This window comes from Megasphaera sp. UPII 135-E, from assembly GCF_000221545.1.
Classification (GTDB): Bacteria; Bacillota; Negativicutes; order Veillonellales; family Megasphaeraceae; genus Megasphaera; species Megasphaera hutchinsoni.
This window is the reverse complement of sequence record NZ_AFUG01000043.1, coordinates 1-25,923: the sequence shown is the minus strand read 5'-3', so window position 1 is coordinate 25,923 and position 25,923 is coordinate 1. Positions and strand designations below refer to the sequence as shown.

The following is a 25,923-nucleotide window of genomic DNA, read 5'->3' as shown; positions in this document are numbered from 1 at the left end:
CGGAGTGATATTGTGCTAGGTAAAAAATGGATAAGTTGTATAGTTATCATAGTTTCTATTGTTATTGGAATAACGGGATGTCATACGAATGGAAAAATGCAGGTTGAAAAGATTTCTGTTTCCAATCAACCTGCAGTGGTAACATTAGAGGGACATATATCACCTTTAGTAAGTATCAATATTATACCTAATATATCAGGAAAGATAGTGACTAAACCGTTAATAAAAGGTCAATTGGTGAAACAAGGAGAATGTATCGTTAAAGTGGACGATACATCTTATAAGAAGCAGTTAGCTTTATCTCAGCAAATGGGCACATCACAACAATTAGTAGCAGCTCATAAAGTAACGATAAAAGAAAAAGAAGAACAAGATAAATGGTATCGTTTATATAAAGAAGGTATTATTTCGCGAGTAGAATATGATTCGTTGACACAGCATATGAAAACATCTAATGTAACGACATCATCTACCTCTACGGCATTACAAGAAGCGATGAAAAATGCTCAGTTTATGGTTCAAAATGCTACGATTATAGCACCTGTTAGTGGATGTATTACTATGGTTGCTAAAAATCCAACGATGGCTGTTGCAGGGCAAGTGCTGGCTATGATTCAACAGACTTCTCCGTTATTAGTAAGTGTAGCTATACCTGAACAATACATAAGTGTATTAAGAAAAGCACAGCAAACAGGTAATTTAACAATTCATATAATATCTGATATAGGAATGATGGAAGAGGGAAAATTGACTTATATATCAGCTTCTAAGGATCCGTTGACAGGACTTTTTGTAGGTAAAATTTTATGTAATAATAGTAAGCAAATTTTTCGTTCGGGAGAAGTATGTAAAATTAAGTTGATAACCAATCAATTAACGCCTCAAATTACAGTTCCTAAAATGGCTATTCGTACTAAAGATAGCGGAGATTTTGTATATATTGTAAATAAAAAAGGTATTGTTGATGTTCGCTCTGTATTAACGGGAGAGGTTATAGGTGGCCGTGTTATTATTTTATCTGGTTTAAAAAAAGGCGATACTATTGTGGTTAATCCATCTGCTACATTACAGATTGGAATGCGTATTACATAGTTGGCATGGAAAGGAGAGCATAGTGCGAGATATAGCATCACATTCAATGGTTTTATTAAAATCGTTAGAAAAAAGCTTAGATGTGTTAGATATTTTTTTAGAATGTAATAAAGAAATGAGTCTTAATGCTATTGCTAATAGAGCAAAGTTAAATATATCAACGACATTTCGTATTGTAAGTACATTAGAACGGCGGCAGTATTTACAACGAGATCCAATCTATCGAAAATATAAATTAGGCCCTAAAGCATTAGCTTTAGGGTATTCGTCACATTGGACAGAAAATATTGTAACATTAGCAAGACCTTATTTATATAGGTTACAACAAGATTTTAATGAAACAGCTAGTATTTATGTAGCTGAAGGAGATAGTCGTATTTGCTTGGATTTTGTTGAAAGTTCTCGTTCATTACGACGAGTTATTCCGGCGGGAGAGTCTCTACCTATATACAAAGGGGCGGCAGGTAAAGTATTATTAGCTTGGTCGACAGAAGAGGTACAACAACGTATTTGTGAAGATTATGGTGTGGTAACATTAGCTGATTTAAATGTTATACGGCATAATGGTTATGCTGTTACACAGGATGAAAGTGAACACGGACTATTTGCTATTTCTGTTCCCGTTTTCAATTTTAATAGCACTATTGCCGCAGCTTTAACTATTGCTGGTCCAACGATGCGTTTTTATGAGTCCGTACGCCAAAAAATGTTATTTGCGTTAAATCAATATGCAGGAGAATTATCTCATTTATTAGGTCATCAGCGAGGCATATAATGTATATACCGTGGAAGTATACCGATTTTCAAGATAAGGCAACAAATGTTGCTCAAAAATTATTAGGTATGTATTTAATTCATCGTACATCTGAAGTAGAATATATTGGTAAAATTGTAGAAACAGAAGCATATGGGGGGAGTTATCAGGGGAAGATAGATGATGCTTCTCATGCCTGGAGAAAACGGACGAATAGAAATGAGCCAATGTTTCAAAATGGTGGTATTAGTTATGTATATTTGATATATGGCATGTATCATTGTTTTAATGTTGTGACGAGCCTTAAAGATGATGCTCAAGCAGTATTAATTCGTGCTATTGAACCCATTCAGGGAAAGGAATATATGTTGGTGAATCGAAAGTTGTCTATACCAGACAAACGTATTTCTAATGGTCCAGGAAAACTTTGCATAGCAATGAATATTACGATAAAAGAAAATAGTATTCCATTATGGAAAGCTCCTTTGTTTATTGCTACACCGACTAACAAGGAAATGATACGCATTGTAAAGGGAAAGCGTGTCAATATTTCGTATGCTGAAAAAGGAAAGTATTTTCCTTGGCGTTTTTTTATTCAAGGTAATCCCTATGTTTCAAAGGGATAATCATTCGTATTAAGGAGGAATTATTATTATACAGTTTAAAGAAATTGGGATAGAGGATAAAATTATTTTAGATTCATATTTTCATCAAAGGAGATATGAGCAGGCAGATGCTACATTTATGACCTTATTCGCATGGCAAAAACCTTATCAAATACAATGGGCAGAGGAAAATAATATTTTATATATTCGGTCTGGTCGGGGAAATAAACAGTTTTGGATTCCTCCGTTTACTCGTAGAGATAGTGATTTTGCGAAAGGTATGGAACGCATGCAAAAATGGTTTAAAGAACATGATTATCCTTTTTTGTTAAAAGGGGTTACGCCTAAAACAGCACAACGAATATATGAATGCTGTCCAGATTGTTATGTTTTTACGCCTGATCGTGATAACTATGAATACGTTTATTTGACACAAAATTTAATTAATTTATCTGGAAAAAAATACAGACAAAAGAAAAATAATTTAAATCATTTTCGTAATGAATATATTGGTAAATGGGAATATGTTTCTATTACGGATGAGCTTTTTGAAGAATGTTTAGCGGCGGAAATGAATTGGTATAAGCAGCATCAAGATAAAGACGATGCAGAAGATCTGGCAGGAGAAAGACAAGCGATTGAAATGGTTTTTAAACATTGGAATGAATTGGGCGTTACGGGTGGAGCTATTCGTATTTTTAATCGTATTGTTGCTTTTTCTATTGGTGAAATGATGAATGAAGATACAGCTATTATTCATTTCGAGAAAAGTGATCCTACAATTAGAGGTTTATATCAGGCAATTAATCATGAATTTGTAGTACATGCATGGAGCCATACTACATATATTAATCGAGAGGAAGATATGGGTATTCCGGGGTTACGACATTCAAAAGAATCTTATAATCCCTGTCATTTTGTAGAAAAATTTGAAGTGACTTTGCGTAATACGTAAGAGGCATGAATGGCTGTAAGGAGAGGATAATATGAATTTTCGTATATCTACATTAGCAGATAAAAATCAAGTTGAGAATTTATGGGCATATTGCTTTGAACCTCGAGAAGATCCTTTTTTTCGCTGGTATTTTACGCATTATTATCGACCTGAGCAGGTATTGATTGGAGAAGAAAACGGAGTCATGTGTTGTGTAACCCATTTAAACCCGTATCGCTTGGTTCTGCGGGGAATACAAGTGAATACATCATATGTTGTAGGGTTAGCTACACATCCAGCGGCACGTTCACAGGGCGTAGGAAAACAATTATTGCAGGCTACGTTGGAGGAAATGAGAAAGAAACAAGAATATGTTCAGATTTTGATGCCGTCTAATGCAGGTTTTTATCAGATATATGGGTATGAATTATATTGTCACCAGTGGCAAGAAACGAGAAATGTGGGATCATTATGTGTAAAAGTTCCGGACTCTCTTCAATATGCATTCATTTCTTCTCCTGAACAGTGGCGTTATTTAGCGTCCGTATATGAGCAGTATACGCAAGGATTGTCGGGATATGCTATACGGGATGAAGTTTCTTGGCGCAGTCATATTGCGGCACAATTGGCAGAAGGATATATTGTTGCTTGCTTTATGGATAAAATGCCTATTAGTTATGCTTTTTATCGTATTAATACACCTATGATTCAGTGCGGTGAGTTTATATATACATCTTTTCAAGGAAAAAAAGGTTTGCTTCATTATATGTATAATCATCGTTCTCAAGGGGAGATTTTGCAATGGAATGAAGGGTTGCATGATCAATCATACCGATTTTATTCTGATGGGAAAAAGGGACATCAAACTATTCCTTTTATGACTTGTCGTATTGTAGATGTGAAGGGAGCATTAGAAATGATTCCTTATCCCGCTGAATGGACAGGAGAAATTATTTTTCACATAAAAGATCCGTTGGTAGCATGGAATGGTGGTAATTGGAAGTTACAGGTTAACCATGGACAAGGACATGTAAAACGAACAGAGGATACGCCGACTGTAGAAATGTCAGTAGGTGCGTTAGGAATGTTAATTTTTGGCACGGTTTCGGCGAAAGCGTTAGCATATAATGAAAAAATACATGGAAATGATGAGGATATTTTAATGTTAGATAAGTTATTTCCCGTAGAGCATTGTTTTATTAATGAGTGGTATTAGTAGTGCATAGTGAGATAAGTTAAATCTTTTAAAATTTAATTAAAAAATACGGTTATATTAAATTTGAAGTATACCATATACTATCGTATAATAATTTTGTGATTTTAAGATAGACATATTATTTTGAAAGGAAGTTTTTGTTATTGTGAAAAAATTAGGGTTAAGTACACAAATTTTAATAGGTCTTATTCTAGGTGCTATTGTTGGATATTTATTTCCTGATGTGGGAGATAAATTAAAACCATTTGGTGATGCTTTTTTAAGATTAATTAAAATGATTGTTGTACCATTGATTTTTAGTACGTTAGTTATGGGGATTGCTGGAACGGGTGATTTTAAAAAATTAGGTCGTTTAGGAGGAAAATCAATTATTTGGTTTGAATTTGCTACGACTATCGCACTGGCTATTGGCTTGATCGTTATGAATGTAGCTGAACCTGGTGTAGGGGTACATATTACAGCAGCAGCGGGAGACGCTGATAAAGTTGCTACTGCAAGTCAACATAGTATTAATTTAGTAGATTATGTGGTACATATTATACCTACGAATATCATTGATGCGGCAGCTCGGCAAGATATGTTGCAAATTATTTTATTTTCGTGTTTCTTTGGTGTAGGTGTAGCCCATATTGGTAAAGATGGAGAGAGCATCGTTAATGCTTGTCGTTGCATTGCTGAAACCATGTTTAAAGTTACTAGTTATGTAATGCATTTAGCACCGATTGGTGTATTTGCTATGATTGCTTATACAGTAGGTAGTTATGGTATTGAGATGTTAATTCCTTTAGGCAAGCTGATTCTTTCTGTTGCAATTGCAACGCTTATTTTTATTTGTATTATTGCTTTAGTGGCGAGTGCTTTTACTCGGATTAACTTCTTTTGTTTATTAAAAGCGTTGAAAGACATTTTGTTATTAGCTTTTTCAACTGCTAGTAGCGAAGCGGCATTACCAGGAGCGATGCAACGCCTTGAAGAATTAGGCGTGCCTAAAAATATTGTTACCTTTGTTATGCCTACGGGATATTCTTTCAACTTAGATGGATCTACTTTATATAGTTCCGCATGTATTTTATTTATTGCTCAATTATATGGTATTCACATGCCGATGGAACAACAAATTTTGGTGATGTTGACTTTAATGCTTTCCACGAAAGGGATTGCTGGAGTTCCTGGAGCAGGTATTATTGTTGTAGCCGCTACGGCCGTAGCTTTTAATTTACCAACTGAAGGAGTAGCTATTTTATTAGGGATTGATCGTTTGTTAGACATGATTCGTACGATTTGTAATGTTAGTGGCAATTGCATGGCAACGATGGTAGTTGCTTGTTGGGAAGGAGATATGAATAGTCAAAAATTCAAGGAGAGGTATCATTTATTTTTGGCAGAAAAAAGATAAAAAATATAGTCATTATTGATTAAATCTGTTATACTATATACAAATAAGCAATTCATAAGAAGTTTCTGACGAAAAGCTTTATATTTACGCATTTGTTCTTACTTGTAAAGAGCTGTCTGCACAAGCAAGGCGAAAGCACTTAAACATATACTAGGCTCTGTGCTTTCGCATGGAGTCTTTTTTTGGAGGTATATTTGATGGATACTAGACTAGCATTAATTGGTATTATTGTAGGTAAGCGTAATATTACGGAAAAATTAAATGAAATTTTACATGAATATGGAGAATATATTGTTGGACGGATGGGCATTCCTTATCATGAGAGAGGTGTGCATGTGATTAGTATTATTGTTGATGCACCGCAGAATATCATTAGTGCATTATCGGGAAAATTAGGTATGCTTCCAGATGTAAGTACGAAAACAATTTATCCGCCTATGCCTTAAAGGGAGGATGTATGTTAAAAATTGCTGTGTATGGTAAAGGCGGCATAGGCAAATCAACGATTACGAGTAATTTGTCGGCGGCTTTTGCGTATAAAGGTATGAAAGTAATTCAAATTGGTTGTGATCCTAAAGCTGATTCTACCTTTAATTTATTGGGTGGAAAGCCATTGGAATCGGTAATGCAATATATGCGTGTTCACGATGAAGATCCGCAATCATTAGAAGATATCTCTTGTAAAGGGTATGCAAATATTTTATGTATTGAAACAGGGGGACCTACACCTGGTTTAGGTTGTGCTGGAAGAGGTATTATTGCTACGTTTGATTTATTAGAAGATTTAGGTTTATTTGAAATATATAAGCCAGATATTGTTTTATATGACGTATTAGGGGACGTAGTTTGTGGCGGTTTTGCAGCACCGATTCGTGAAGGATATGCTGATGATGTATTGATTGTTACATCGGGAGAGAAAATGGCTTTATATGCTGCAAATAATATTGCGATGGCAGTTAAAAATTTTGCTGATCGTAGTTATGCGAGCGTACGAGGAATTGTTTTAAATAGGCGTAATGTGCCAGATGAAGAAAAAAAGGTGAACGCTTTTGCTTCACAAATTGAGGTTCCGATTGTTGCAGATATTCCGCGTAGTGATGATATCAATCACGCTGAAGAACAGGGAAAAACTGTGATTGAAGTAGATGTTAATCTTATGATCAGTCAAAAGTTTATTGCCTTAGCAACGTTATTAAGTAGTAATGATAGTGCAAGGAAAGGGTAAGATATGAAACCATTAATACCATATAGTATAACCATTGAAGAATTAGCACAGTTAGGGAGTGCGAATATTCCAAAGGAACTTATTTCTTCATCACATTTAATATATAATTCGCCAGCTGCATTGGCTTTTAATTCGCCAGGAGCACAAGGCTTTGGCGTGAAACGTGCAGGATTAGCTATACCGGGTTCGATTATGTTGTTGATTGGGCCAGGATGCTGTGGCCGTAATACGACAATATTGAGTGAAATGGGTGGATATAGTGAGCGGTTCTTTTATTATCAAATGGATGAAACAGATATTGTAACAGGCAGACATTTGCGGAAGATAGCAAGTGCGATAAAAGAAATATTAGCCACTCAAACGGTCTGTCCATCTGTTGTTATGGTTTGTATGACCTGTGTCGATGCATTATTGGGAACCGACATGGAACAGGTATGTAAAAAAGCGACGCAAAAAATAGGTGTGCCTGTTGTTCCTTGCTATATGTATGCATTGACGCGAGAAGGTCGTAAACCGCCTATGGTAGATGTGCGGCGTGCCGTATATTCATTGTTGGAAAAACAAACGAGAAATAGAAGAACTGTAAATTTAATTGGTTATTTTTCACCTTTACAGGACGATTGTGAACTATATGAATTATTAAAAAATATGGGAATTCATACTATTCATGAGTTAGCTCGTTGCAAGGATTATGATTCATATAAAACCTTATCTCAAGCTAATTTTAATATTATTTTACATCCCGAAGCTCGGTTAGCGGCACAGGATATGCAGGAACGATTAGGCATTCCCAGTATTGAATTAACTCGTTTGTATCAAGTCGCTAAAATACATACACAGTATCAGGCTTTGGGACGTACATTGGGAGTTTCTGTCGAAGACACCGCTTGGTGGGAACAAGCAAAGGAAATTGTTTCTGAAATAAAACAACGTTGTGCTGGTATTCGTGTTTCGATTGGGGAAATGCAAAATGGCAATGCTTATGAAATGGCATTAGCACTTACTAAATATGGTTTTGCGGTAAAAGAAATTTTTGCTAATATTTCAGAAAATGATTATGTATATATCCGGCATTTAACAGAGCTTACACCGCTTACAAAAGTGTATTCTAATTTATCACCTAGCATGATTTATTATGAGGATGGACATGAACATATTGATGTAACGATAGGTAAAGATTGCTCCTATTATCATCCACATGCAGTGCATGTACATTGGGATGAAGATATCCAGCCCTTTGGGTATGCTGGGGTGATTTCTTTATTAAAAAGAATACAATTTTCCCTCAGAGAAAGGAACATAGCATGAAAGGATTATGGAAATATATCTCGCCCTTTGCTCCTGACCAATCGGGGGCGGCCTCTGTTTTTTATGGATTACAAGGCATTGTTGTGATTTGTGATGCAGGAGGATGTGCTGGCAATATTTGTGGTTTTGATGAGCCGAGATGGTTTAGTGGTCGCAAAAGTGCGGTATTTAGTGCGGGTCTTCGTGATATGGATGCTATTATGGGACGAGATGATCGATTGGTAGCGAAAATATGTCAAGCCGTAGATCATGTGCAAGCTGCTTTTATTGCTATTGTTGGGACACCTGTACCATCGGTTATTGGTACGGATTATCAAGCTTTAAAAAGAATGATTGCGAAGAAGGTATCTATTCCCGTTATTACAGTCGATACAACGGGTATGGGGTTATATGATAAAGGAATGGAAGCAGCATATAAAGCCGTTTGTTCACAATTCATTGAACCTTTAGCTGTACCAAAAAAAAACATGGTGGGTGTATGGGGAGCGATTCCGTTAGAATTTATGCATCCTATGGATGGAAATAAAATAGTAGATATATTACAAAAAGATGAGGTTGATAAAGTAGTATTATTTGATTGTTTAGATGATTATCGGCAGGCCGGTACGGTAACGAAGAATATAGTTATATCTCCGGCCGGCTTAGAAGCAGCACAGTATGTGTATAAGATATTTGGGATTCCTTATGAATGTAGGTATTTTGGTAATGATAATCTTCTTACTAATGATATAGTATTGCAAGATAAATCTGTTTTGATTGTACATCAGCAAGTAGCGGCCTTGGATATGGCAAAAAAAAGTACGTGCTTTAGGTGCAAAGCAGGTTATAACAGCTTCTTGGTTTATGGCAAAAAAAGAGTTGTTGTCATTTCCTCATATTTATCTTAAAGAAGAAGATGATTTTTGTCAGTTAGTACAGGAGGGCTCATTTGATGTAATTATTGGTGATATTTATTTTAAACGAGCTATCCCGCATTTTACAGGTGTTTATATTGATTATCCTCATTTTGCTGTTTCGGGAAGGGAGTAAAGGATGAAAACGGAGCGAGTATGTGTGGTTGGAATTGTTCAAGGTGTTGGTTTTCGTCCTTTTGTTAGTCGCGTCGCGATGAAATATCAGTTAAAAGGGACAGTTTGTAACAAAGGGTCTTACGTAGAAATATTAATTCAAGGAAATGAATTTGCTAAAAAACAATTTTTAAAAGACCTTAAAGACAAAGCACCAGCTCGTTCGTCTATTTTGCAGGTTAAAGTAGAAACGATAGATGTTTCTGCATATACTTGTTTTTCAATTGTTGAAAGTGAACGGAAAGAAGGAGATATTTTTGTTTCTCCAGATATTGCTACCTGTCTTACTTGTCAAAAAGAATTATTTGATCCATCGAATAGAAGATATTTACATCCTTTTATTAATTGTACGGCTTGCGGGCCACGTTTAACGATTTTAGAGGGCATGCCATATGATAGAGAACGAACGAGTATGAATGATTTTCCTATGTGTCATGAGTGTGCAGCTGAATATGTTGATTCTCATAGTCGTCGTTATGATGCACAACCAGTTTGCTGTCCTAATTGTGGTCCTCAAGTATATATATTGGATAGGAAAGAAAAAAATAAAGACGCTATACGAGCAGCACGACGAGCTATTTGTGCTGGAAAAATTATCGCTGTAAAAGGATTGGGAGGATTTCATTTTTGTTGTGATGGTACGAATGAACAGGCTGTGTCTTTGTTGCGTAAAGTGAAACATAGACCAGTTAAACCTTTTGCGGTTATGATGAAAAACCTTGCTGTTGCTATGAGAGAATGTGTCGTTCCATTATCGGTTAAAGAAACCTTAGATGGACATCAAAAGCCAATTATATTATTAGAAAAGAAGGAAAATTCAAAGATAGCCCCATCTATCGCTCCCGATAATCCCAAGGTGGGAGTAATGCTTCCTTATACGCCGTTACATTTGTTGTTGTTTACATATGATGATGGGTTAACTATGCCTGATATATTGGTTATGACAAGTGCCAATCAATCAGGGGCACCTATTTGTAGAACGGATGAGGATATTCGTACGGAAGTTCAAGGATTGTGTGAATTAGTTTTATCTCATGATCGACATATTAGGTTGAGGGCTGACGATTCGGTAATGGATTGGTACGATGATAAGCCTTATATGATTCGTCGATCGCGGGGATATGCACCATTGCCTTTTTTTCTGGGAAAACGCAAAAATAAAGAAGTGCTCGCGATTGGGGGCGAGTTAAAAAATTGTTTTTGTATGGGAAAATATAATTTATATTACTTATCTCCATATATAGGAGATATGAGCGATACTAGAACGATGACCGCTTTAAAAGAATCTGTTCAGAGATTAACGACTCTTTTAGAAGCGAAGCCTCAAGTAGTTGCTTGTGATTTACATCCTAACTATAATTCGCGAGCCGTAGCAGAAACGTTAGGTATTCCGGTGATATCGGTACAACATCATTATGCCCATGTTCTTTCTTGTATGGCGGAAAATGGGTATACCGATAGTGTCATTGGCGTTTCTTTTGATGGTACTGGCTATGGGGGAGATGGAACTATTTGGGGTGGTGAAATTTTACTTTGTGATGTACATCGGTTTTCACGATTTGCTTTTATATCTCCTTTTTGGCATAGGGGGGGAGATATCGCCTCTAAGGAAGGATGGCGGATAGCTGTTAGCATATTAGATAGTTTATACGGGCAAGAAAAGCGTAAGGAGATACGAGATATTTTATGGCGATTAACGAAAGGAGATGATAACGCGTTAAATGCGCAATTGTTTTTAGCAGATCAAGGAATTAATAGTATTATTTCTACTAGCATGGGACGTATTTTTGATGCGGTTAGTGCGATATTGGGATATTGTCGTATATCTACGTTTGAAGGAGAAGGGGCGATGAAGTTACAATTTGCCGCAATGAGATGGGAAAGAAAACATCCGTTAGAGGCTGTAAAACCGTTATTACCTAAAGTTTGTCAATCTCAGCGGATATTAGATGTTAATTCTTTTATTACTTATTTGATTCGAAAAATAGGGGAAGGCGTTGCGGCAGAACAGTTAGCCTTTGAATTTCATGTATATATTGCCCGATTAGTAGGAGGTGCATGTTTAGCTGCAAGACAGGAAACAAAGTTACAGACGGTCGTTCTTACGGGTGGGGTATTTCAAAATACATTACTATTAAAATTGTGCGAACAAATTTTAGTAGAAGAAGGATTTTTGGTATTAAAACATAGTTTAGTTCCACCGAATGATGGTGGCTTAGCATTAGGACAAGCGGTATATGCAATGTATCATGATTAAATAATTTATTTATAATTAGGAAAATGTATGTCGATAAATTAGGAGGGATAGTATGTGTGTAGGATTACCAGCACGTGTTATTAATATAAAAAATGGAATGGCTTTAGTAGATGCTTCGGGGGCAAAGCGGGAAATTTCAGCAGCATTAATTTCCAGTTTAGATCCGGGCGATTATGTCATGGTGCATGCTGGCATGGCTATTGCTAAAATTACGAATAATGAAACGGATGAAACGGACGATATTTTGGAGGATTTGTAAGATGGATGGGCAAAAAAAAAGAACGGCCTTGGAAATTATTCAGGGCTATGATGGACCGCCTATTCGCATTATGGAGGTTTGTGGAACACATACGCATGAAATATTTAAGTTAGGAATTAGACAAATTTTACCACCGCAAGTTGAACTTATTTCAGGGCCAGGGTGTCCCGTTTGCGTGACTCCGATTGAATATGTAGATGAAGCACTTTGGTTAGCTTTAGAGAAGAATGTAGTTGTATGTACATTTGGCGATTTATTGCGTGTACCAGGTACGCATATGAGTTTGGCCGATGCACGGAGTAAAGGGGCGGATATTCAAATTGTCTATTCTCCGATTGATGCTTATGATTATGCTTTAGCAAATCCTGATAAAGAGGTTGTTTTTTTAGCCGTAGGCTTTGAAACGACTACACCGGCGTCTTGTTTAGCTGTTAAACAAGCTGCCGCAAAACATATAAATAATTTTTCGCTATTAACGGCAAATAAGACTATGCCGATGGCTTATAATTCGTTACAGGGAAGTGCTGATGTATTTTTATATCCAGGACATGTTGATGCTATTATGGGTACGGAGTATGCGGAAGCATTGGTGAAACAAGGGGTATCTGGAGTTGTAGCTGGTTTTACGAGTAAAGAGTTAATGACGGCTTTTGCCGTTATTTTAGCAAAGTATACAAAGGGGACTCCATTCTTTGTTAATTGTTATCCGCGTGTGGTTACACGTGAAGGAAGTATTGAAGGTAAGAAATTAATGGCTGAAGTGATGGAGCCATGTGATTCAGAATGGCGTGGATTAGGGGTTATTCCCCTTTCGGGTTTGATGTTACGCCCCGTATTTGCTTTATATGATGCTCGTAAAAAATATGAAATTCCTACGTTGAAAGGAAAAGTTAATCCGTTGTGTCGGTGTGGTGACGTATTGCAGGGAAAATGTAGACCACCGCAATGTAGTGTTTTTGGTAAAGGGTGTACACCGGATCATCCGATTGGTGCATGTATGGTTTCGCAAGAAGGTGCATGTTCAGCATATTATCAATATGGAGGAATATAATTATGGAAAAATTTATTACCTTGGCACATGGAGCAGGTGGAAAGCATACAAGTGAGTTAATTGAAAGTGTTTTTAAGGCACATTTTTATAATCCCTTATTTACAGGAGATGATGCAGCTATACTACCTATCCCAGGGGAAAAGTTAGCTTTTTCGACCGATGGTTTTATTGTTTCACCACCAGATTTTGCTGGTGGAAATATAGGAAAATTAAGTATTTGTGGTACGGTCAATGACTTAGCTTGTATGGGAGCTAAACCAATGTATTTATCTTGTGCTATGGTTATTGAGGAAGGATTGCCTGTTGAGGATTTAAAGCGGTATGTTACCTCTATGGAAGATACAGCAAAAGAAGTAGGGGTTTTGATTGTTGCAGGTGATACGAAAGTTGCGGGTAAGGGACAGGTTGATAAATTATTTATTACGACGACGGGAATAGGTAAAGTGACACCAGGATTATCCCTTTCGGGGACAAAAGCAAAACCAGGTGATGTGATTATGGTTACTGGTGATATCGGTCGCCATGGATGTACGATATTGTTAGCACGAAATAAATTTGGTATTGATGCAGAAATTACTAGTGATTGTGCACCATTATGGTCGTTAGTAGACAATATGCTAAAAGCAACAAGGGATATTCACGTCATTCGAGATGCTACTCGCGGTGGTGTGGGTACAGTATTATATGAAATTGCTGCACAAAGCAAAGTAGGTATTTGTTTGAAAAGTACAGCAATTCCTGTTCATCCTTCTGTTCGTGGTGTTTGTGGTTTATTAGGTTTAGAGCCGTTATATTTGGCTTGTGAAGGGCGTATGGTGATTATTGTTCCAGAAGCACAAGCAATGAAGGCGCTAGATACGTTACGTCATTCGCCACATGGTGAAGAAACGGCTATTATTGGACGCGTAACAGATGAATTGGTAGGACATGTTGTGATGGAAACAGAAATTGGTACGAAAACGATGTTACCTCCACCGCGGGGGGAATTATTACCTCGCATATGTTAAGGGCTGGGGTATAGATATGGAGTATATTATATGAGAAAAATAGCCATTTATGGTAAAGGTGGGATTGGCAAATCGACAACGGTTTGTAATATGTCCGCAACGTTAGCCGATATGGGATTAAAAGTTATGCAAATTGGTTGTGATCCAAAAGCTGATTCGACATCTACGTTACATGGAAAGGGAAAAATATCAACAGTACTTGACTTAATTCGTGAATATGAAGATGATGTACCATTAGAAAAAATGGTTACTTTAGGGTATAAAGATATTGTTTGTGTAGAAGCGGGGGGACCTATACCTGGAACAGGCTGTGCAGGTAGAGGGATTATTGCCGCATTAGAGATGTTAGAAGAACAAGGTGCGTATGATGTTTATCAACCAGATGTAGTTTTTTATGATGTATTAGGTGATGTTGTATGTGGTGGATTTTCTATGCCTATGCGTAATGGTTATGCTGATACAGTTTATATTGTTACGTCTGGGGAAAATATGGCTATCTATGCAGCCGCTAACATTGCTATGGCCATACATAGTTTTCGTGATCGTGGGTATGCTCGATTAGGTGGCCTTATTTTAAATAAACGCAATGTACATCACGAAGAAAGAAAGGTTAATGAATTAGCACAGGAAATACAAGCACCTATTTTGGGTATATTAGATCGCAGTGAAACCGTAACGAAAGCCGAAGAATTAAAAAAAACAGTTGTTGAAGCATTTCCTGAAAGTAAGATGGCACAAGAATATCGTGTGTTAGCTCAGGCAATATATAAAGATGCGTTGAGGTGAGATGATGTTAGTACATGTTCAAGAAACAGAAAAAAAGCAAAAAAATTGCTTTGTTCTTCCTATAAAAGACGCATCTTTTCCTACTTTTTTTTATGATGGGTTGCAATATTCACCGCCCGCAAGAGGTACGTGGAATATTGTGCATACGAATATGTTAGTGCCTGGATCACATCAAATTTATATTTGTGCATTAGGATGTTTGCGTGGGGTTGTATTGACAGCTGCAGAAATGGGGGCTTTATCACGTTTTTCTTCTATTGTTATCGAAGAAAAACAATTATTCGATGGTACGATGGAAGATGTTATTATTCGTGGTATTGGAGAAATCATAGCACGCTTACCAAGTATGCCGACAGCTTGTTTTTTATATCCTTCGTGTGTGCATCATTTTATGGGATGCGATTTACGAGGCATATATAAACAACTAACAACCTTATATAAAGAAACAAAATTTGTTCTTTGTTGGATGGATCCCATTCGGCGTAATTCAAAATTAACAGCGGAAATGCGTACACGAAGGCAAATTTATAGTTTAATTGAACCGCAACAAAAAGATCCCTTGGCGATTAATATAATTGGTAGCAATTTACCTATTCTGAATACTTGTCAATTATATGAGTTGTTACAACAAAATGGATATCATGTGTATCAATTGCCGACATGTAAAACGTATGATGAATATCAAAAAATGGGGTCTAGTATATTAAATATTGGGCAAGAACCATTAGCTCATGTAGCGTTGGATGCCTTAGAACAACGATTAGGACAAGCACAACTATATATTTCTAATGCGTGGAATTATGAGGAAATAGAACAGCATTTACAACAAGTAGCAATGCAACTTCACATTCCATGTCCTGCGTATGAGCAAGAAAAAAAACAATGTGATGCAGCCTTGTTAGGGGCATTACAAGTGGTGCAAGATAGACCTATTGCCATTGATTTTACGGCTGTAAGTAGACCATTTTCTTTAGCTAGGTTGTTGTTAAAACATGGTTTTTTGGTAGATCGTATATATTGTGATGTAGCCAGTGCTGATGAAGCGGCCGATGTTTCGTTTTTACAGATGCATTATCCAGATGTCATGATTTACTCAGTTCGGCATGTGAATATGAAAGGGCAGGTGGAAAAAGGTCAATCGGAATATGTAGCTATTGGGCAAAAAGCGGCTTATTATACAGGAACTAGTCATTTTGTGAACATTGTAGAAGGTGGCGGCTTACGAGATTTTGCAGGTATTATTGAATTAGCGAAAAAATTATCTGAAGCAGTTCGTCAGGAACAGCGAGCGGAAGAGGTTATTCAACATAAAGGGTGGGGGTGTACATTATGTCAATGAAAGAAGTCGTAAGTCGTGTTTCGACTTATTCGGCAGATACTTTTGGGGTCTGTTCGGCGTTGTTTGAATTGGGTGGAATGACGGTTATTCATGATCCTTCTGGGTGTAATTCTACGTATACAACACATGATGAACCACGTTGGTATCATTCAGATAGTTTAATTTTTATTACGGGACTGACTGAAAAAGATGCGGTTTTAGGCAATGAAGAGAAAATGATTCAAGATGTTTTACAAGCGGCGGATACATGTAAACCACGATTTATTACGTTGTTATGTACGCCTGTACCGTTAATGATGGGAACGGATTTTAAGGGAATGGCAAAGCTTATTGAAGAAAAAGCACATGTACCAGTATTTTGGGCAACAACGAATAGCATGAATACGTATGAAAAAGGTATCTCATGGGCATATGCGATGATTGCGGAACGATTAGTTACGGCACCAAAAACGGCATTTACTTGTTGTTCGTGGCAGCCTTCTTTTGCTAGTGCAGGACAAGGTAACAAGATTAATATAATTGGTATGACACCGCTTGATTTTGCTCTTAATGGTAGTGAAAAGGCACTTCGACGCTGTTTAACGAGGATGGGATTAGTCGTGACATCTATTTGGTCCATGGGAAGTGTTTATGAAGAAATTATAGGTTCTGCTATGGCTGATGTAAATTTAGTTGTTTCATATGGAGGGGAAAGGGCTGCAAAGATATTGCAGCAACGTTTTGCCCAACCGTATGTCGTAGGCATTCCTTTATATCCGATACAGTCGGTGTTAGAAAAAGCGATTTATAAGGCAATAGAAACGAAGCGTGTACAATATCCATTAGTAGAGATAAGAGCAAAACAAAAGGGTGAGCATGTAATTCTTGGTGAAAGTGTATATGCTACATCTATTGCTGCTGCTTGGGAGCAATGTACGGGTCAACATATGGATGTATTTTGTCCCGTTACACCAGCAAAAGGAACACTTCTTGAAACGGATTGGCAGATTACTTCAGAAGGGGAATTGATGGAACGATTACAGTCGTATAAAATGATTATTGCAGATCCATTATATAAAGCGATTATACCGTCATCTGCTACGTTTGTACCCTTAGGTCACGAGGCTTTTTCAGGTCGTATGTATCAAGATGACATACCTAATTTAATGAAAGCGTTTAATGATTTTTTTGCGACTTATATAGAAAGTGTGAATATACATGGGAATGAATGAAACGCCGTCGGGAGAACGTATTCATATTGGTTTTTTTGGGCGACGAAATGCGGGAAAGTCAAGTTTAGTCAATGCTATTACAGGGCAAACTGTTTCTATTGTTTCCGCTGTAAAAGGGACGACGACGGATCCAGTGAAGAAAGCGATGGAAATTTTACCGTTAGGTCCAGTAATGTTAATTGATACACCGGGGTTTGACGATGTTGGTGTATTGGGTAAGAAACGAATAGAGCGAACCGAAGCGGTACTTCATCAAACGGATATAGCAGTGGTGGTGGTAGATGCTACGCTCGGCATGACGGATTTAGAAAAAACGTTGATTGAGCTTATTCATAAAAAAAATATTCCCTATCTACTGGTATACAATAAAGCTGATAAAGTGATTTCTTATCAGAAGCATGGCGATGATAAGGCGGTGTATGTAAGTGCGGTTACACGGGAAGGTGTAGAAGAAGTAAAACAAAGGCTTATTCAATTGAAGCCTAAAGAAGAAGACTATCCTATTGTGAAGGATATCGTAACGGTCGGACAATTTATTCTTTTGGTGGTTCCCATTGATACGGCCGCACCTAAGGGACGGTTAATTTTACCGCAACAACAAACGATTAGAGAATTATTAGATGCACAGTGTACCGTGTTGGTCGTACAAGATGTGATGCTAGAAGCCACGTTAAAAAAATTGCAATATAAAGTAGATATGGTGATTACTGATAGTCAAGTATTTTCATTAGTCGCACAAGTAACACCGGTAGATATTCCTATGACTTCTTTTTCCATTCTTATGGCTAGACATAAAGGTTTTTTGGAAACGGCTATTCGTGGCGTAGAAAAGATTCGCCATCTTCAAAATGGTGATAATGTGTTAATTTCGGAAGGTTGTACACATCATCGTCAATGCGATGATATTGGTACGGTAAAATTACCGCGGTGGATAGCAGAGTTTACGGGAAAAAAATTACATATCCATACTTCTTCGGGAAATGAATTTCCGTCTTGCTTAGATCAGTATGATGTAATTATTCATTGTGGCGGGTGTATGCTGAATAGTAGGGAATTGCAACATCGCATGGAAAAAGCAACTCGACAAGGTGTATTCATTACAAATTATGGCACGGCAATTGCTTATATGAAAGGTATTTTAGGAAGAAGCTTAAGTGTTTTTCCCGAATTGCAAAAATTAATAAAATAAAGATGATTTTTATAAAAAATAAAATGACGTTGTCTTGACGGCGTCATTTTTTTAGTGATAAAATTTTATTATCATAATAAAGGGGTAAGGTGCGATGAAATCTATTACAGAATATATTCCGCTAGTTCATTTTTTAGGTAATGCGTTAGGTAAACAATGTGAAGTTGTTTTGCATGATGTGACGAATTTAGAACATTCGATTGTAGCTATTGCAAATGGTCATGTTAGTGGTAGACAAGTAGGGGGACCGTTAACGGATTTTACGTTAAAATTATTAAAAAATGAGGTTACGAAGCATGAAAACTGGGTAGTTAATTATTGGAGTCAAAGTAAAACGGGTCGAAAATTTAGATCGTCATCTTATTTTTTGCGGAATGCGAAAGGACAGGTCATCGGAGTATTATGTCTAAATTATGATATTCAGAATTATTTAGATATAAGAGCAGTATTAGATAAGTTGGTATTAGGTCCTTTAGCTGTAGATTTTATGGAAAAACAAAGTCGAGCGTGTGAAAATTTTAATACGGATGCACAAAGTGTAATAGATGCTATGATTATGAAACGATTAGCACCTTATGAAATAGAGGCAAAACGATTATCTGTGGGGGAACGGATTAAAATTACAAAGCAATTAAATCATGATGGTTTATTTTTATTAAAAGGGGGAATTAGTGCTTTAGCACGGCATTTATCTGTATCAGAACCGACCATTTATAGATATTTACAACAGATACGGTAATATAGGGGCATAAGAGGTGATGAGGATGAAAAAGGATTGGGAAAAAATAATTGATATATTGCATGATGAGGTAGTTCCAGCTACGGGATGTACGGAACCCGTGTCGTTAGCATTTGCTGCAGCAGTGGCAGCTAGTAAGTTACAAGAACCGGTAGTACGTATACAAGCAAGAGTATCACCTAATTTAATGAAGAATGGAATGGGGGTGATGGTGCCTGGTACGGGTCGACCAGGGTTATATATTGCTGCGGCAGTAGGGGCATTAGGGGGAAATCCTAATGCTGATTTACAGGTTTTAGAAGGTATTACACAAGATCATGTGAATAAAGCTATAGATATGGTTGAACAGCAATTGGTTTCTGTAGATATCGCCTATGATGTGCCTTATGTGTTATATGCAGAAGCGGTTCTTATAGGGAAAGCACATTGCGTCAAAGTTTGTATTTCTGATAGGCACACAAATGTTATATATATAGAAAAAGACGGGAATGTTTTATTTCAAAAATCAGCAGATGATACGAATGACAAGGAAAATAAAGAAGCATTTTTACAGTCATTGACGATAAATAAGATTATTGATTTTGCAGAACAGGTGCCGATAGAAGCGATTCAATTTATAGCTGAAGCGGGTGATATGAATGAAACACTTTCACAGGTAGGTCTAGCCGGAAAATATGGATTGCAAATTGGTGCAACCTTAATGAAGCAGCAACAAAGTGGTCTTATGGGAACGGATTTACAATCAAATGTTATTATCCGTACGGTAGGTGCTTCCGATGCTAGAATGGGTGGAGCCAAGTTACCGGCGATGACCAATTCTGGTTCGGGAAATCAAGGAATTTCTGCTACGATGCCTGTTGTTGTGGTGGCTGATTATGTACACGCCACTACGGAAGAGCGGTTGCGTGCTATGGTTTTATCTCATGTTACAGCTATTTATGCTCATGCGTTTTTGCCTAAGTTATCGGCACTTTGTGCAGCGATGACGGCTTGTATAGGTGCAGCCGTTGGTATGGCCTGGCTACTTTCTAAAAAACATGAACGTTCGGTTATTTGTAATGCGATCTGTAATATGACGGGGGACTTATCTGGCATGATTTGTGATGGTGCAGCAAATAGTTGTTCTATGAAAGTCGCCTCGGCGAGTGCGGCCGCATTTAAAGCGGTGCTGTTAGCGATGGAAGGGATCCGTGTCAGTGGGCATGATGGGGTAGTGGCGTTTGATGTGGATGAATGCATTCGTAATATAGGTATATTGGCTACTTCTGGTATGAAGCAAACGGATGAAGAAATTCTACATATCATGTTAAATAAAAATAAAATGAAAGTGTAGGCATTCATAGTAGGTATAGTTATTCTACTATATAGGCTGTATGTATAGGATACAGGTGGTATAATATACATAGCAATAAGCATAACGGAGATGGTGAGGTGTATATTATGCAAAAAAGAAAAGTTGCTGTAATTGGAGCTGGTCATGTAGGATCTCATGTTGCTTTGAGTTTAGCTCAAGCAGGAACAGCAAATGAGATTGTTTTATTGGATTGCGTAAAAGAAAAAGCTGTCGCACAAGCAATGGATATAGATGATTGCTTAAGTGGAGCTTTGTGTGGTTATTCTGTTTCTATTGCGGCAGGTACTTATCAAGATATAGAGGATGCGGATATTTTGATTCTGGCATTTGGGCGTAGTCGTCGTGCTGGTGAAAATAGATTGGATTTATTTGATGATTCTATTCGTATGGCTAATGATATTATTAAACATTTGAAAAGCATACAGTTTAAAGGTATCATGATTAGTATTTCTAATCCCGCCGATATTATTTGTGAATATATCCGACGAAAAATGGGATGGGATAGAAAACGTTGTTTTTGTACTGGTACAGGGTTAGAAACATATCGTTTATTACGGGTATTATCCAGACGTACGGGTATTAATCGACGGGATATCAATGGATTTTGTATGGGTGAACACGGAAACTCGGGATTTATTGTGTGGTCGCATGTATATTTACGCAACACCCCTATTTTGCATATTCACAAAGATGCGTTTTCTGAAGATGTTTTGGATAAACAGACTATTCAAGAAGAAGTTCGTTGGGCTGGCGATATGGAAGTTGAAAATAAAGGATGCACTGAGTTTGGGATTGCTAATGTAGTCAATCAATTAGTGGCGGATATTTTTGGTGATCAAAAAAGAATGCATCCTTGTTCGGTGGCCTTAAAAGGAGAGTATGGACAAATTGATGTTGCTGTTGGGGTTCCTTGTATAGTAGGAAAAAATGGGATTGAAAAAGTACTTGAAATACCTTTGACAGCGGAAGAACAAGAAGCGTTTGTACACACGTGTGAGATTATCAAGGGATTTTTAAAACGTGCCGATGAAGTGCAGTAATGGGATAAATCAACCGTATGATAAAGTAACTTGATAGGGAAAGGTTAAATTGCTCTTTCTTTTTTATCAGCATATCTTGACTACATTGGTATAGTATTTTATAATGTAGAATAATAAAAGATATTTATAATTAAATGTATAATAAAAAGCTGGTCATGATGTAATCATGACCAGTTGATGTATAAGGAGAACAATATGAAAAAAATTATGGCATTTTATTTAACGGACTGTCCTTATTGCAAAAAGGCTAAGGAAGCATTACAAGAGTTAAAAAATGAATATGATGAGTATCGTGATATTATGGTGGAATGGCATGAAGAAATGCAAGAACCTGAAATGGTTACAGGGTATGTTTATACGTATGTACCTGTTATGTATTGGGAACAGGAAAAATTATATGAAGCTCAGCCAGGACAAACATATGATGAAATTAAGGCATTTGTAAAAGCTGCATTAGATAAAGTGTCAAAAAAGGGTTAATACGGTAAGATTGACTCTATAGCGGTAGCACATTTTTCGACAGCAATACGCAATGTTTCTTTTGATATAATTAAGGGAGGATTAAAATATAAGACATCGCCGATAGGTCGTAAAACGAGTCCGTCTTTCATGGCATTTCTAAAGATATGCCAACCGATTCTTCGCGTGGAATTAAAAGCTTTTTTTGTTTTTTTATCTTGTACTAATTCGATGGCGTTAATCATATTTATATGACGTATTTCCCCTATATTGGGATGATCTTTTAGACGATTTTTTAAGCAAGTATGTAAATAAAGTGCTTTCTCTCTTGATTTTTTTATTACTTGATCGCGGTTGAGTATTTTTAATACTTCTACAGCCGTGGTACAAGCTAGTGGATTGCCAGCATAGGTGTGACTATGCATAAATGCCTTGTGCTTATTGTAATCAGCATAGAATGATTGATATATTTCTTCGGAGGTAATCGTCAAAGCCATGGGTAAATAACCGCCCGTTAGTCCTTTAGAAGTACATAATATATCGGGACTTACATGGGCTTGTTCAATGGCAAACATTGTTCCCGTTCGACCGAAACCTGCTGCAATTTCATCGTCAATTAATAATACGCCATAGGCCGCACACAATTCTTTTAATTTTGTTAAATAGGCAGGCGGATACATCCGCATACCAGCAGCACCTTGTAATAATGGTTCAACGATGAGGGCAACCGTGTCTTGCCCGTGTAGAGCAAATGCGTGTTCCGCATATTCAAAACATTCACATTGACAAGTCGTGCGTGTTTTATGATAAGGGCATCGATAGCAGTCTAAGCCGTCAATGCGAATATTTTCCATTAATAGAGGCTTATACAAACGGGCATATAAATCCATCGCACCCACGGATAAAGCACCGATGGTTTCTCCGTGGTAGGCGCTATTTAGACACATATATTTTGTTCGATGGGTTTGTCCAATTTGTAATTGATATTGAAAAGCCATTTTTAAGGCACATTCTACGGCGGAGGAACCGTTATCACAAAATTGAAAACGAGTTAACCCTTCCGGTAAAAGTGGTAATAAGGCTTGGCAAAGTCGTATTGCTGGCTCATGGGAAAAATTAGAAAAAATAACATGTTCCAAGGTGTCGAGTTGTTTTTTTATAGCTGCATTGATTTCAGGATGACAATGACCAAGTAAATTACACCACCAAGAACTAATGATATCAATATATTCTTTACCCTCATTGTCATATAAATAGCAATCTTTGGCATGATCAATAATAATAGGGGGGAAGACTTCTCCGTCTTTCATTTGTTGTGCTGGATGCCAAATGTGCATCTTATCTAGCATTGTTAAATTTGTTGATAACATGGTTATACTCCTTCATATAAGGCGGCTAGTTTAGTTATATCTGCATCGAGTAATTGGGCATTTTCTGGAACTTTGGCGATGAGAGGTAATTGTGTTAATTCTTGTATGAGTGCGATATTATCATTTTCCATCAAGGTGTCATGATAACAGTTGGCAATGAATCCTTTTACAGGAAGATTATAAGATTTCATATAGTGGGCAGTTAAGAAAAAGGCGTTGATAGAACCTAGCCCAATAGTGCCAACAATGATAGACGGGATGTGCAACCAACGAATAATGTCGGCTAAATAGTAGGATTGAGTAGAATCGTGACGAATAGGACAAATAATTCCGCCACTACCTTCTACGGTTACATAAGGATAGGTAGATAATACTTGCCTCCAGCCAGTTAAAATTATCTCTTTTTCAATTGGTCGGTTTTCTAGTTTACTTGCTAAATGAGGAGAAACGGCATGTTGAAAAAGATAAGGAACTAACATACTTTCGGGTTCGTTGATTTGAGCGATACGGTTTACGTAGCCTGCATCACTTTCATATAGCGACGCAGCACCACTAATAGCGGCTTTATAATAGCCAACATTGTAATTGGCTTGGCGAAGTGTTTTGATTAATAGGGCAGTTATATAGGTTTTTCCTACATTTGTACCTGTTCCGGTTATGAATAATCCGTTAGACATAATAGACTCCTTTTTATAAAATTAACTTATTGAAATGTAATTTTTTGGCAATTAGGGCAGCTAATGCACAAAGGCAAATATCGCCAGGAACGGCTAGAATAAAGCAGTATAAAAATAATGACCATAGTGTCATTTCCTGACCTAAATATAAGGTGGTTATAGCATATAGATATACCATTCCACCAGCGTAGACAATTAAAAGTCCTATGATATTAATAAAAAATAAATTAATAAATGACCAATGGGATATCCGTCTAGACAGATAACCAATGGTAATTGAACCAAGCATAAAGCTGAGTAAATAACCAAAGGTAGGTTGGAAGATATATGCAGGACCACCACCGGCAGTAAATATAGGTAATCCGAAAAGACCTAATATAATGTAGAGTCCTACGGCAAGACCACCACCATAGCTACCCAATAATAGTCCAGCTAATGTAGTAAACAATAATTGAAGTGTAAATGGACATATAGGAACGGGAATGCGAATAAAAGCACCGATAGCTATTAACGCGGTGAAGATAGCAATAAATACTAGTAATCTTGGATTTGATAAAGAGTTTGTTGATGTGTTTTTCATTAAAAGACACTCCTTTTTTTGAAAGTATGATTTTTCCGCCTATTAGTATACGAATAAAAAAAAGATGTGTCAACGTTTGTCATCACAATTAAAGTTAACAATACAAGCGATTTTGATACTTGATTAGGAGGATAATATGCGTGTTGGAGAAGGAATTATAGAAGAAATTTTAGAAGATGGGTTGGCTAAAGTTAGAGTGAATAAAGATAGTGTATATGTAGTGTGTGGGTCTTGCTTTGGTGCGGAACGAGTGGTTATTACAGCACATAATAAAATTGGTGCACAAAAAGGTGAAAATATACAGTATCATGTAGAAGATAGCCATTTAATTTATGGATCTTTTTTATGTTTTATATTGCCTTTGTTATTTATTGCTGTGGGAGCAGGTAGTGGCTATGGTATTGGTATAGAATTAGGATATAATATGGTTCTTTGTGCGATAGGAGGAGCTATTATCGGCATTTTAGTATCTATGGGATTTTGGAAGTTAGTAGATCGAAATATTTCTGCTATGGTAGATTCTAGACCTTGTATTTGTAAGATTTTAGAATCAGAAGAAAATGATGGGATGGAAGAAGATATATAAAATAAGTAGGAGAGCGTCTACGCTCTCCTACTTATTTTATTCAAAAAAAAACTCCTCATAAAAGGAGTTTTTGGAGCCACTTATTGGATTTGAACCAACGACCCTCTCATTACGAATGAGATGCTCTACCAGCTGAGCTAAAGTGGCAAGTTCTTGTTTAGTATAATATTTAAAACTAGTTTTGTCAATACATTGCAAAGGAACATTGAAGGAGAAATGAGGAATCGGTATGGCGTATAAGATTACATCTAGGTGTGTGCTTTGCTATTATTGTGTGCAAATTGCTCCTACGGTGTTTTTTTATGATTCAGAAGCAAAACATATATGTATACAAAATATTGTGAACGATGAATCAACGGTGGAATTGTTAGAAGATGCTCGCAGCTGTTGTCCGACGGGAGCTATTATAAAATGATTTAGAG

27 protein-coding genes and 1 tRNA gene are annotated in these 25,923 nt (G+C 36.9%); 24 read left to right on the top strand and 4 right to left on the bottom strand.

Annotated features, from left to right (window positions below):
* Window positions 1-12: 12 nt before the first annotated feature.
* The 22 genes from HMPREF1040_RS06620 (at window position 13) to HMPREF1040_RS06515 (ending at window position 22,309) form a co-directional block, all read left to right on the top strand.
* Entirely contained in the window at window positions 13-1,092 is a 1,080-nt protein-coding gene (locus HMPREF1040_RS06620; protein WP_007393243.1) for an efflux RND transporter periplasmic adaptor subunit, read from the top strand.
* 22 nt (window positions 1,093-1,114) lie between these two features.
* Window positions 1,115-1,867, top strand: coding sequence for an IclR family transcriptional regulator (locus HMPREF1040_RS06615; protein ID WP_007393240.1), 753 nt, complete (start codon window positions 1,115-1,117; stop codon window positions 1,865-1,867).
* A complete protein-coding gene (locus tag HMPREF1040_RS06610; protein ID WP_007393225.1) occupies window positions 1,867-2,472 on the top strand; it encodes a DNA-3-methyladenine glycosylase in 606 nt (201 codons plus the stop codon). The genes HMPREF1040_RS06615 and HMPREF1040_RS06610 overlap by 1 nt, the downstream gene beginning before the upstream one ends.
* A 19-nt stretch (window positions 2,473-2,491) precedes the next feature.
* On the top strand, window positions 2,492-3,406 hold the full coding sequence (locus HMPREF1040_RS06605; RefSeq protein ID WP_082718216.1) for a DUF2156 domain-containing protein: 915 nt from the start codon (window positions 2,492-2,494) through the stop codon (window positions 3,404-3,406).
* Between the two features lie 31 nt (window positions 3,407-3,437).
* Window positions 3,438-4,601 carry an enhanced intracellular survival protein Eis gene (eis, locus tag HMPREF1040_RS06600; protein ID WP_007393140.1) on the top strand — a complete coding sequence of 388 codons (1,164 nt, stop codon included), beginning with the start codon at window positions 3,438-3,440 and terminating at the stop codon, window positions 4,599-4,601.
* A gap of 145 nt (window positions 4,602-4,746) precedes the next feature.
* Window positions 4,747-5,997: a dicarboxylate/amino acid:cation symporter gene (locus tag HMPREF1040_RS06595; protein ID WP_007393174.1), complete on the top strand. Its 1,251-nt coding sequence runs from the start codon at window positions 4,747-4,749 to the stop codon at window positions 5,995-5,997.
* Window positions 5,998-6,194: 197 nt separating this feature from the next.
* On the top strand, window positions 6,195-6,443 hold the full coding sequence (locus HMPREF1040_RS06590; RefSeq protein ID WP_007393163.1) for a TM1266 family iron-only hydrogenase system putative regulator: 249 nt from the start codon (window positions 6,195-6,197) through the stop codon (window positions 6,441-6,443).
* Window positions 6,444-6,454: 11 nt separating this feature from the next.
* Entirely contained in the window at window positions 6,455-7,222 is a 768-nt protein-coding gene (locus HMPREF1040_RS06585) for an AAA family ATPase (protein WP_007393216.1), read from the top strand.
* A gap of 3 nt (window positions 7,223-7,225) precedes the next feature.
* Window positions 7,226-8,530 (top strand): nitrogenase component 1, encoded by a 1,305-nt coding sequence (locus HMPREF1040_RS06580; RefSeq protein ID WP_007393180.1) that lies wholly within the window; start codon window positions 7,226-7,228, stop codon window positions 8,528-8,530.
* Window positions 8,527-9,417 carry a nitrogenase component 1 gene (locus HMPREF1040_RS06575; RefSeq protein WP_007393203.1) on the top strand — a complete coding sequence of 297 codons (891 nt, stop codon included), beginning with the start codon at window positions 8,527-8,529 and terminating at the stop codon, window positions 9,415-9,417. The genes HMPREF1040_RS06580 and HMPREF1040_RS06575 overlap by 4 nt, the downstream gene beginning before the upstream one ends.
* A gap of 145 nt (window positions 9,418-9,562) precedes the next feature.
* Entirely contained in the window at window positions 9,563-11,854 is a 2,292-nt protein-coding gene (gene hypF, locus HMPREF1040_RS06570; RefSeq protein ID WP_007393194.1) for a carbamoyltransferase HypF, read from the top strand.
* A 52-nt stretch (window positions 11,855-11,906) separates the two neighbouring features.
* A complete protein-coding gene (locus HMPREF1040_RS06565; RefSeq protein ID WP_007393221.1) occupies window positions 11,907-12,113 on the top strand; it encodes a HypC/HybG/HupF family hydrogenase formation chaperone in 207 nt (68 codons plus the stop codon).
* Window position 12,114: 1 nt separating this feature from the next.
* A complete protein-coding gene (hypD, locus tag HMPREF1040_RS06560) occupies window positions 12,115-13,164 on the top strand; it encodes a hydrogenase formation protein HypD (RefSeq protein WP_007393211.1) in 1,050 nt (349 codons plus the stop codon).
* A 2-nt stretch (window positions 13,165-13,166) separates the two neighbouring features.
* Window positions 13,167-14,171: a hydrogenase expression/formation protein HypE gene (hypE, locus tag HMPREF1040_RS06555; protein ID WP_007393219.1), complete on the top strand. Its 1,005-nt coding sequence runs from the start codon at window positions 13,167-13,169 to the stop codon at window positions 14,169-14,171.
* A 30-nt stretch (window positions 14,172-14,201) separates the two neighbouring features.
* Complete coding sequence (locus HMPREF1040_RS06550; RefSeq protein WP_007393156.1) at window positions 14,202-14,957, top strand: nitrogenase iron protein NifH; 756 nt, start codon at window positions 14,202-14,204, stop codon at window positions 14,955-14,957.
* Window position 14,958: 1 nt separating this feature from the next.
* Window positions 14,959-16,296 (top strand): nitrogenase component 1, encoded by a 1,338-nt coding sequence (locus tag HMPREF1040_RS06545; protein WP_255261338.1) that lies wholly within the window; start codon window positions 14,959-14,961, stop codon window positions 16,294-16,296.
* Window positions 16,287-17,507: a nitrogenase component 1 gene (locus tag HMPREF1040_RS06540; protein WP_007393246.1), complete on the top strand. Its 1,221-nt coding sequence runs from the start codon at window positions 16,287-16,289 to the stop codon at window positions 17,505-17,507. Before HMPREF1040_RS06545 ends, HMPREF1040_RS06540 begins: the two co-directional genes overlap by 10 nt.
* Window positions 17,494-18,696: a [FeFe] hydrogenase H-cluster maturation GTPase HydF gene (gene hydF / locus HMPREF1040_RS06535; RefSeq protein WP_036257875.1), complete on the top strand. Its 1,203-nt coding sequence runs from the start codon at window positions 17,494-17,496 to the stop codon at window positions 18,694-18,696. The genes HMPREF1040_RS06540 and hydF overlap by 14 nt, the downstream gene beginning before the upstream one ends.
* 94 nt (window positions 18,697-18,790) lie before the next feature.
* Complete coding sequence (locus tag HMPREF1040_RS06530; protein WP_007393175.1) at window positions 18,791-19,435, top strand: transcriptional regulator; 645 nt, start codon at window positions 18,791-18,793, stop codon at window positions 19,433-19,435.
* Between the two features lie 25 nt (window positions 19,436-19,460).
* Window positions 19,461-20,768 (top strand): serine dehydratase subunit alpha family protein, encoded by a 1,308-nt coding sequence (locus HMPREF1040_RS06525; protein WP_036257872.1) that lies wholly within the window; start codon window positions 19,461-19,463, stop codon window positions 20,766-20,768.
* Between the two features lie 107 nt (window positions 20,769-20,875).
* Window positions 20,876-21,829 carry an NAD(P)-binding domain-containing protein gene (locus HMPREF1040_RS06520; protein WP_007393239.1) on the top strand — a complete coding sequence of 318 codons (954 nt, stop codon included), beginning with the start codon at window positions 20,876-20,878 and terminating at the stop codon, window positions 21,827-21,829.
* A 195-nt stretch (window positions 21,830-22,024) separates the two neighbouring features.
* Window positions 22,025-22,309, top strand: coding sequence for a glutaredoxin domain-containing protein (locus tag HMPREF1040_RS06515; protein ID WP_007393142.1), 285 nt, complete (start codon window positions 22,025-22,027; stop codon window positions 22,307-22,309).
* Here HMPREF1040_RS06515 and bioA read toward each other — a convergent pair.
* The 3 genes from bioA to HMPREF1040_RS06500 are packed head-to-tail and all read right to left on the bottom strand — an operon-like array spanning window position 22,306 to window position 24,915.
* Window positions 22,306-23,658 (bottom strand): adenosylmethionine--8-amino-7-oxononanoate transaminase, encoded by a 1,353-nt coding sequence (bioA, locus tag HMPREF1040_RS06510; protein WP_007393158.1) that lies wholly within the window; start codon window positions 23,656-23,658, stop codon window positions 22,306-22,308. The genes HMPREF1040_RS06515 and bioA overlap by 4 nt on opposite strands.
* A 2-nt stretch (window positions 23,659-23,660) precedes the next feature.
* Window positions 23,661-24,335 carry a dethiobiotin synthase gene (gene bioD, locus HMPREF1040_RS06505; protein ID WP_007393183.1) on the bottom strand — a complete coding sequence of 225 codons (675 nt, stop codon included), beginning with the start codon at window positions 24,333-24,335 and terminating at the stop codon, window positions 23,661-23,663.
* 13 nt (window positions 24,336-24,348) lie between these two features.
* Window positions 24,349-24,915 carry a biotin transporter BioY gene (locus HMPREF1040_RS06500; RefSeq protein WP_007393204.1) on the bottom strand — a complete coding sequence of 189 codons (567 nt, stop codon included), beginning with the start codon at window positions 24,913-24,915 and terminating at the stop codon, window positions 24,349-24,351.
* Window positions 24,916-25,051: 136 nt separating this feature from the next.
* Here HMPREF1040_RS06500 and HMPREF1040_RS06495 point away from each other — a divergent pair, with 136 nt between their 5' ends.
* A complete protein-coding gene (locus HMPREF1040_RS06495; RefSeq protein ID WP_007393143.1) occupies window positions 25,052-25,501 on the top strand; it encodes a SoxR reducing system RseC family protein in 450 nt (149 codons plus the stop codon).
* A 71-nt stretch (window positions 25,502-25,572) separates the two neighbouring features.
* On the opposite strand, the gene HMPREF1040_RS06490 is transcribed toward HMPREF1040_RS06495, so the two are convergent.
* A tRNA-Thr gene (locus tag HMPREF1040_RS06490) sits at window positions 25,573-25,648 on the bottom strand.
* Between the two features lie 82 nt (window positions 25,649-25,730).
* Between HMPREF1040_RS06490 and HMPREF1040_RS06485 the strand changes: the two genes are divergently transcribed.
* Window positions 25,731-25,916 carry a ferredoxin gene (locus HMPREF1040_RS06485; protein ID WP_007393193.1) on the top strand — a complete coding sequence of 62 codons (186 nt, stop codon included), beginning with the start codon at window positions 25,731-25,733 and terminating at the stop codon, window positions 25,914-25,916.
* Window positions 25,917-25,923: the final 7 nt, after the last annotated feature.